Source organism: Pseudoduganella buxea (assembly GCF_009720835.1).
Lineage (GTDB): Bacteria > Pseudomonadota > Gammaproteobacteria > Burkholderiales > Burkholderiaceae_D > Rugamonas > Rugamonas buxea.
Genome location: NZ_WNKZ01000191.1, coordinates 1 through 2,256 on the forward strand (window position 1 = coordinate 1; position 2,256 = coordinate 2,256).

Below are 2,256 nucleotides of genomic sequence, written 5' to 3' on the forward strand. Positions count from 1 at the left end.
TGCATCCGAGGCGCTGGCAGGATTCAAGGCCGCCGAAGAACTGGCGCAGACGATCAGCGATGCCGCCACCGCGCAGAATGCGCTGGTGAGCAAGAACGCGGCAACAGCGCACAAGGATTTCGTCGCGTTGCTCGATCCCGAGCAAAAGGGGAAGTTCAGCGGGGCCGTCAACGGCCAGGAAGCCTCGAAAGCCCAAAGCGGCTCGCGTGAGCTGGATGCATCGCAACCGGTAGAGAAATTTGGTGCACCGATTGTTGTCATGGACTCGCCGACCAGCATCAACTGGGCAACACCTGCGTCGACGGTGCTGTTCGCCGGGCAGCAGTTGCGGTGGATTACCCAGGGCGATGTGCAGATGACTGCCGCGCATACGGTGTCTTCGGTTGCTGCGAACGCCGCGTCGTTCTTCACGCACTCCGGTGGGATCCAGGCCATTGCTGCCAATGGGCCGGTGTCGCTGCAGGCGCATACGGATCAGCTGGAGATCATGGCCGATAAATCGGTGACGGTAATTTCGGTGAACGATTCCATCGAGATCAAGGCGAATCAGAAGATCGTTCTACAGGCTGGCCAATCTTCCATCACGTTGGAGGGTGGGGATATCACGTTTGCTTGTCCGGGGAACTTTACGGTTAAGGGTGGGAAGCATGTGTTTGATAGCGGGGCGGACATACCAGCAACTTTGATCAGGCTACCTGACTCATCTGTTAAATTATTTGATGAAGCATTTATACTGCGCAATAAAATTACTGGCGAGCCTATGGCAAACGTTACTTACCGTATTAAATTTTCCAGTGGAGAATATGAATACGGCACGACCGATGATCACGGCGCAACACACCTTGTAAGTACTGCAACCGCTGAAGAACTTGTGATTGAGGTGCAATCATGACCTCTGGCCTTCCCGATCAAAAAAAAGAGTGGATTGAGCTTGGGCGTTCTACGAGCTCGCCAAAAGAAAACACAGAGCGCGCCATTGTAGAGCTTGACGACTATTATGTGGTTATCGGATTTGAGGTCAACAACCCCAAGGCGTTCATGGATAAAACACATGACCTAGCGGTGGACTATGGTCACGCGTTTTATTATGTTGTTAAGAATTCATTGATATCGAAAGCTTTGAGTTTTGGCCCTGGTGACGAGGGAAAGATCGGTTGGTTTAATTCTGGTCGGCCCGCACCCATAAAAGACGGATATATGAACTCTAGGCCAGGAGATGTGGATTATCCAATACGTGAAACAGTAAAAACCTTTAAAATAGCCCTTACTGCCGCACAAGGGCGAATTCTGGAATTAGAGACGGAAAAATTCAGAGAGAAAGTTAAATCGGGGAAGGAGAAATACACTGCCTATCTCAACGATACATGTGCCGAAAGTGCGCGAGATCTACTAGATGCAGCCGACATACGTACCCCTAGCGGTTCCGGCAGGGTTAAGCACAGTGATATACTCTCGCTCCCTATTGCATATGCTATTAATCCGTACATGTGGTATAACAATTTTGTCGATGAAGGGTTTTCAGAAATGGTGATGGAACTCGGAGAGGATGAAGAGTGGCAACCCACCGTTGGTGAAATTGACCCCATTTTTGGGAGTGCATCTTGAGAGATTTGAGTCTCGCGGCGGTAGTATTTTTTTATTGTATTCTTAATTTGAATTTGTCTACCGCCGCGGAATTCAATGACATCCCGATGAAACCAGCCGAGTCGCAGAAATACGCAGGAAGTATCACGAATGGAGTCGCTATGAATGAAATGCCAGTCGATCGCTTTAGCAACGTTAGCCCGCTAGAGATGCCTAGAATAATTGTGATGAATGATGCCGAAAGAATGTACTTCACATTACTTGTTGGCGAGATGATGAAAATTCTCAGCAAGCGCCGCGACCTAGAAGAAACTGATCCGATCTTCGGATCGGGGAAATATTTCTGGCCGAAGGACCCAAGAGAAAAGACGCACACGTCTATAACATTTGGCGCACAGAATTTTTCTCTTCGATCGATTACCATTGGCTTTCGGCGAAAAAGCAAGGATCAGCCCTGGCAGAAAGGAATTATTACAATACACCCGCGAAATTATCCGGTTGGCGTTTACGACATGCAGCTTCCAAAGGAAGCTTTCAAAAATTATGTTTTTGAAAGCTCGTCTTCGGAAATCCGGCCTAACAGGCCAGTCAAGGAAGTGAACATTTATTCTTTTAGAGTTCTCGAGGAAAAATCTTCATTATTGTTGCGGTATGAGGCGCGACCAGATGTGT

General features: G+C 48.7%; 3 protein-coding genes. All 3 read left to right on the forward strand.

Annotated features, from left to right (window positions below):
• Positions 1–892 (forward strand): DUF2345 domain-containing protein (locus GM672_RS27430; protein ID WP_155473660.1); only part of this gene is annotated, 892 nt, incomplete at its 5' end.
• On the forward strand, positions 889–1,605 hold the full coding sequence (locus GM672_RS27435) for a hypothetical protein (protein ID WP_155473661.1): 717 nt from the start codon (positions 889–891) through the stop codon (positions 1,603–1,605). The genes GM672_RS27430 and GM672_RS27435, both read left to right, overlap by 4 nt.
• An 86-nt stretch (positions 1,606–1,691) precedes the next feature.
• Positions 1,692–2,256 (forward strand): hypothetical protein (locus tag GM672_RS27440; protein WP_155473662.1); only part of this gene is annotated, 565 nt, incomplete at its 3' end.

Coding starts and splice junctions, on each gene's coding strand:
- GM672_RS27435 (WP_155473661.1), top strand. CDS start 889: ATGACCTCTGGCCTTCCCGATCAAAAAAAAGAGTGGATTGAGCTTGGG.